Origin of the sequence: Clostridium thermopalmarium DSM 5974 (genome assembly GCF_002995795.1) — a bacterium.
GTDB lineage: Bacteria > Bacillota > Clostridia > Clostridiales > Clostridiaceae > Clostridium_H > Clostridium_H thermopalmarium.
The window spans coordinates 1-6,178 of record NZ_PVXN01000063.1 but is presented as its reverse complement, the minus strand read 5'-3'; the positions used below and the strand labels follow the sequence as shown (position 1 = coordinate 6,178).

The 6,178-nt window shown below is 27.8% G+C and carries 7 protein-coding genes; all 7 read right to left on the bottom strand.

The window, feature by feature from the left end; genetic code table 11:
• Positions 1-376: 376 nt before the first annotated feature.
• Positions 377-1,267 carry a glycosyltransferase family 2 protein gene (locus CPAL_RS12160; RefSeq protein ID WP_106024732.1) on the bottom strand — a complete coding sequence of 297 codons (891 nt, stop codon included), beginning with the start codon at positions 1,265-1,267 and terminating at the stop codon, positions 377-379.
• Positions 1,268-1,296: 29 nt separating this feature from the next.
• Positions 1,297-2,145: a dTDP-4-dehydrorhamnose reductase gene (rfbD, locus tag CPAL_RS12155; protein ID WP_106024733.1), complete on the bottom strand. Its 849-nt coding sequence runs from the start codon at positions 2,143-2,145 to the stop codon at positions 1,297-1,299.
• A gap of 10 nt (positions 2,146-2,155) precedes the next feature.
• Positions 2,156-3,175 (bottom strand): dTDP-glucose 4,6-dehydratase, encoded by a 1,020-nt coding sequence (gene rfbB, locus CPAL_RS12150; protein ID WP_106024731.1) that lies wholly within the window; start codon positions 3,173-3,175, stop codon positions 2,156-2,158.
• On the bottom strand, positions 3,172-3,741 hold the full coding sequence (gene rfbC / locus CPAL_RS12145) for a dTDP-4-dehydrorhamnose 3,5-epimerase (protein ID WP_106024730.1): 570 nt from the start codon (positions 3,739-3,741) through the stop codon (positions 3,172-3,174). The genes rfbB and rfbC overlap by 4 nt, the downstream gene beginning before the upstream one ends.
• 11 nt (positions 3,742-3,752) lie before the next feature.
• Positions 3,753-4,643 carry a glucose-1-phosphate thymidylyltransferase RfbA gene (rfbA, locus tag CPAL_RS12140; protein ID WP_106024729.1) on the bottom strand — a complete coding sequence of 297 codons (891 nt, stop codon included), beginning with the start codon at positions 4,641-4,643 and terminating at the stop codon, positions 3,753-3,755.
• A 14-nt stretch (positions 4,644-4,657) separates the two neighbouring features.
• Positions 4,658-5,545, bottom strand: a complete 888-nt coding sequence (locus CPAL_RS12135; RefSeq protein WP_106024728.1) for a glycosyltransferase — start codon at positions 5,543-5,545, stop codon at positions 4,658-4,660.
• Positions 5,546-5,750: 205 nt separating this feature from the next.
• Positions 5,751-6,011, bottom strand: coding sequence for a transposase (locus CPAL_RS12130; protein ID WP_170063604.1), 261 nt, complete (start codon positions 6,009-6,011; stop codon positions 5,751-5,753).
• Positions 6,012-6,178 lie beyond the last annotated feature (167 nt).

Here is a 6,178-nt window from a genome sequence, read left to right as displayed (position 1 = left end):
TCTTTAAATTTTTTTGATTTTGTTGTAAACTATTCATAGAAATCACCCTTTTGTGTTTTGTTTTTTTTTCAATTATATTTTAACACTAAAAAGGGATGATTTCTTTTAATTTTTTTGAACAAAAAATTCTTTAATTTCAATGCCTTTCGGCATTACTTGCCGAATCCAAGTTTATAATATCTCAAGAAACTCATATGCTAAAAATTATTAACGAAGCAATAACCTATTCAAACAGCTTAATGGTTAAAGAATTAATTCAGTTTATATATAATAAATCACAAGAATGTATGCCATTGGATAATATTTACATATATCTAAAAGTTTCATGACAAATTTTAGAAATGGCAACTCAAAATTTAAAATTGCCTATCTAAAGTTAATTATATATTTCTTTCTCTTTATATCTTAGTATTTTTTTTGTAATTTGTTTTAGTATAAATCCAGCAACATTAAATATTAATATAAAATTATTACTTATAATATCTTTTAATAAATGCCAATCAATTTTTTTATTAACACGATACTTTAATTTAAACTTTTTAAGATACAAATATGCTAACATTCTTTTATCTTTAAACTCTTTAATATATTTATTAACTAAATTTTGCTCTGCCTCTAACATTGTTAATCTTTCTTTACTTGTATTATTATTATGAACTCTTATAAAACTTAAAAATTCATTTATGTGTCCTATTTTTACATTATATTTTGTTATAAGTCTAATCCAATAATCCCAATCTTCCATATGACTATACTGTTCATCAAACTTCACTTTAAACTCACTTTTGAAGATTGGTGCATGTATAGGCAAAAAATTGCCTTGTATTAATTTATATAAAAAATTTTTTGATCTTACTTTTTTTAGAAGTTTATGAATTTGTACATTATCCTTAATATATATTGCTCCACAATATACTAACCCTATGTCCTTATTTTTATTAAATAATTTTATTTGCTTTTCTATTTTTTTATGATGTATATAATCATCTGCGTCTAAAAATTGAATGAATTCTCCACTTGCTTTTTCTAATCCTAAATTCCTAGCTGCTGACCTACCTCTATTTTGTTGATAAAAATACTTAATCTTACCTTCTTCAATATAATTTTTTAGTAAATATTTAGTATTATCTGTTGATCCATCATCAATAACAATTATTTCAATATTTTTATAAGTTTGATTTAAGCAAGACTCTATTGCTTCTAATAAATACTTACCAGAATTATAAGTAGGAATTATTATAGATACCATTTTCTTTTGTTCCTGCATTTTTTAGCCTCCATTTAGAAATATAAAACTTACTTTAAGTTTTTTAAAAGAACATAAGTATTTAATGCCTCTTTCCAACTTGGCATAAAATTAAAACCTCTATTTAAAATCTCTCTTTTACTCATCCTCGAATTTCTTGGCCTCTTTGCCTTTGTTGGGTATTCTTCACTCTTTATTGGTATCACCTTTACATCCATACCATCTATTTTAAATATCTCACAAGCAAATTCATACCAGCTACAGTACCCTTCATTGGTTGCGTGATATATTCCGTATTTTTCTGTTTGAATCATATCGCATAGAAGTTTTGCTAAATCAAATGTATATGTTGGCGAACCTATCTGGTCGCAAACCACCTTTATTTCCTTTCTTTCTTGTCCTAATCTTAACATTGTTTTAACAAAGTTGTTACCGTTTTTACCAAATACCCAAGATATTCTTACTACAAAGTACTTCTCTAAGTTGTTTTTAACTTCCTCTTCTCCTAGATATTTTGTGTATCCATAGTAGTTTACTGGATTAGGAGTATCAGTAACTTCGTATGGTTCTTCCTTTTCTCCATCAAACACATAATCTGTACTTATATAAACCATCTTAGCATCTAATTCTTTACATGCTTCAACAATGTTTTTTGTTCCTAAAACATTTACAGCATAGCAGAAATCTCTTTCATCCTCTGCTTTATCTACTGCTGTATAAGCTGCACAATGAATTACAACGTCTGGCTTGTAATTCATTATATATTCCTTTGTTTGTTTTTCATCTGTTAGATCAAAATTATCTCTATCTACACCAATGTGTTCTATATTTAATTCCTTTAATCTTTCAACAACATCATATCCAAGCTGTCCCTTTGCTCCTGTAACTAAAACCTTCATCTTATACACCTCATCTATTTCCATACATCTTTTCGTAATAATTTTTATATTCACCACTTATTATTTCTTTCCACCATTCTTTATTTTCTAAATACCACTTTATTGTTTTCTTTATTCCTTCTTCAAATCTTGTTGTTGGTTGCCAACCAAGCTCATTTGATATCTTTGTTGGGTCTATTGCATATCTTAGGTCGTGTCCTGGTCTATCTTTTACATATGTTATTAAATCTTCTGATTTTCCAAGTTCCTTTAATATTGTTTTTACTACCTCTAAATTAGTTTTTTCATTATGTCCACCTATGTTATATACTTCTCCAACTCTTCCATTGTGAATTATTAAATCAATTGCAAAGCAGTGGTCCTCCACATAAAGCCAGTCTCTAACATTGCTTCCATCGCCATATACAGGTAGCTTTTCATCATTTAATGCTCTAATAATCATAAGTGGTATTAGTTTTTCTGGGAAATGATATGGTCCATAATTATTTGAACATCTTGATATTGTAACAGGTAATTTATATGTTCTATAGTATGCTAAAACTAAAAGGTCTGCTGCTGCCTTTGAAGCTGAATAAGGTGATGATGTATGTAATGGTGTTTCTTCTGTAAAGAAAAGATCAGGTCTATCAATTGGTAAATCGCCATACACCTCATCTGTAGATACTTGATGATATCTTTTAACTCCGTACTTTCTTGATGCATCCATCAAGACCTGTGTTCCTATTACATTTGTCTTTAAAAATATTCCTGGATCTTCTATTGATCTATCAACGTGCGATTCTGCCGCAAAATTTACAACTATATCAAACTTTTCTTCTTCAAATAGATTGAATACAAATTCTCTATCAGAAATATCGCCCTTTACAAATCTAAAATTAGGGTTTTCCATTGCCTTTTTTAAGGTTGATAAGTTTCCTGCATAGGTTAGTTTATCTAAGCAAACTATTCTATAATCACAATATTTATTTAGCATATAATAAACAAAATTACTACCTATAAATCCTGCTCCACCTGTAACTAATATGTTCATCTTTTATCCTCCATTTCGTATATAAAGTTACAATCACTATCCTTTAATAGAGGTGCATTTTTATCCTTATCGGATAATATTGGGTTTTCTATTCCCCAATCTATACCTATTTCAGGGTCATCAAACCTTATACTTCTGTCGTGTTCCTTGGAATAGTATTCATCTACTTTGTATTGGACTTCTACATCATCTGTTAGTGTAACAAAACCGTGTGCAAAACCCTTTGGTATTAATAATTGCCTTTTATTTTCTTGTGAAAGTTCAACAGCTATCCACTTTTTATATGTTGGTGAACCCTTTCTAATATCTACTGCTACATCAAGTATTTTCCCTCTTGTGCATCTAACTAATTTTGTTTGAGCCATTGGATTATTTTGAAAATGTAATCCTCTTAATGTTCCTTTTATGGCAGAATATGAGTGATTATCTTGGACAAAGTTTATATTCAATCCTTGTTCTTTAAAAACCTTATCTGAAAAACTCTCCATAAACCATCCACGGTTATCACCAAACACTTTAGGTTCTAATATTAATACTCCCTCAAGTTCAGTCTTTATTATATTCAAACTACTCCCCCCTAATATCTTATCTTTCCTTCTGCTACTTTTCTTAGATGTTTACCATAAACAGATTTTCCATACTTTGCAGCTGATTCTAATAGCTTGTCCTTTGAAATCCATCCATTAATATATGCAATCTCCTCTGGTGCTGAAATCACTATTCCTTGCCTTTTTTGAATTGTCTTTACAAACTCAGCAGCCTCTATTAATGAATCCATCGTTCCTGTATCTAGCCAAGCATAACCACGACCAAGAAGCTTAACATCAAGTTTACCCATCTCTAAATAGATTCTATTTAAATCTGTTATTTCTAGTTCTCCTCTTGCACTTGGCTTTAAAGATTTTGCATATTTTGCAACATCTTTATCGTAGAAATATAGGCCTGTTACTGCATAGTTTGATTTTGGATTAACTGGTTTTTCTTCTAGTGATATTGCTCTTCCTTCATTGTCAAATTCAACAACTCCAAATCTTTCTGGGTCATCCACATAATAACCAAACACAGTTGCTCTACCTTTATTATTTGCCGCTTCCTTTAAAAGAGTTGTTAAGCTGTGTCCAAAGAAAATATTATCCCCAAGAATCATAGCACATTCATCATCGCCAATAAAGTCTTCTCCAATTATAAAGGCTTGAGCTAGTCCATCTGGTGAAGGCTGCTCTGCATAGCTTAAATTAATACCAAATTGACTTCCATCACCTAATAACTTTTTAAAGTTTGGCAAATCATGTGGTGTTGAAATTATTAGGATGTCTTTTATACCTGCAAGCATTAGTGTTGATAGGGGATAATATATCATTGGTTTGTCGTAAATAGGTAACAGTTGTTTACTTGTTACAAGTGTAAGTGGGTATAGGCGTGTGCCTGAACCACCAGCAAGGATGATGCCTTTTCTTACATTTGACATTTTTTCTCCCTCTCTTATATAATCATAAAATTATACTTTTCAGATTCATAATTTTTCATATATTTTAATAATATTTTTGTAGACTCTAATCTAGTTTTATATCTAAATCTCCTACTTTTACTACTACTTTTGAACATAGTTTTTGTTGAACCATATTCTCTATGAATTATTTTAATTTCTGGAGAATAGAGTGTCATTAAATTTTCTCTCATAAGAGTATAATATAAAATATGCTCCTCCATATCTAAAAAAGTTTTATCATACAACCCATCAAATTTTTTTAAATATAAAGGTGAAAAAATTAAACATGCCCCATGTAATTGAACATTTACTAATTCTTTATCATAAAAAATTAAATCTTTTTTAAATTTTTTTTTAATCATTCCATATATATATGATGCAAATCCATCTAAATTTAAATAACTCAAAACAATCTTAAATTTTAATTTATTCATATATCTAATCAAACTTTCTTCCTTTAATAAAGATAAACTTTGTGGATTTTGATGCTTACCGTCTAATCCAATTATATCTGGTCCCATTAAATAAAATTTATTAATTTCGTAAATATTGATGATATTTTTTAAAGTGTCTTTTTGTTCTATAATAGTATCATTATTCAATAAAATAATAAAATCTGACTTTAAAATATATTTTGCATATTTATATCCTATATTATTTCCTTTTGCAAAACCAAGATTTTTTTCATTTCTTAAAAAATAAATTTTTTTATTATTTTTATATTTTTCATTTAATCTATCAAATGAATCATTTGTTGAAGCATTATCTACAACTACTATATAATAATTATCATAAAATAAATTTTTTAATATAGAATTTATACAATCATTGGTATAGTCATAAGATAAATAATGCAAAATGACAAAAGAGAATTTATACATCAAAATTTACCTCCCAAAAACTTAGTATTAAACTTGGATTCGGCAAGTGAATTTTAAAAAAGTTTCCACTTGCCATTTTTATTTTCTTTATGAATAAAATTACATTTGGTATGATATTTTAGACCGTCAGGTCTGTTTTTGAGTATACTTAATAAACCAAAAAATATTTGGATTTTTAAGGTAATTTATTATTTTTATTTTACTATTAAGTGTATACTGCTATCATTTTTATTAAAAGGTACAATTCATTGCATTTATGATTTACTAAACTATTTTCGCTAAAGGCATAGCCTTGTTTTATTTCATCTATGTTATTTTCAACATCACATCGTTGATTATAATCTTGAAATATTTCTTCAGGTGTTAAATAATCTATATTTGTTACTATTGCTTGATATTTATATTTACATTCTTCGAACATTAACTGATTCATATTTTTTGGAATAATTTTTTCTCTTATAATCACAAATCTTCTTGCTCTTTGCCATTTAGGCAATGGAACTGTATTCTGTAACAGATAAAGTAGAACTTATATCGTGCCATATATAATCCTTTGAATTATTATTTATAAAATCTATTATCATTTTAACAGTAGAATACATTTTACATTTAACAACATATTCTATTCCATTA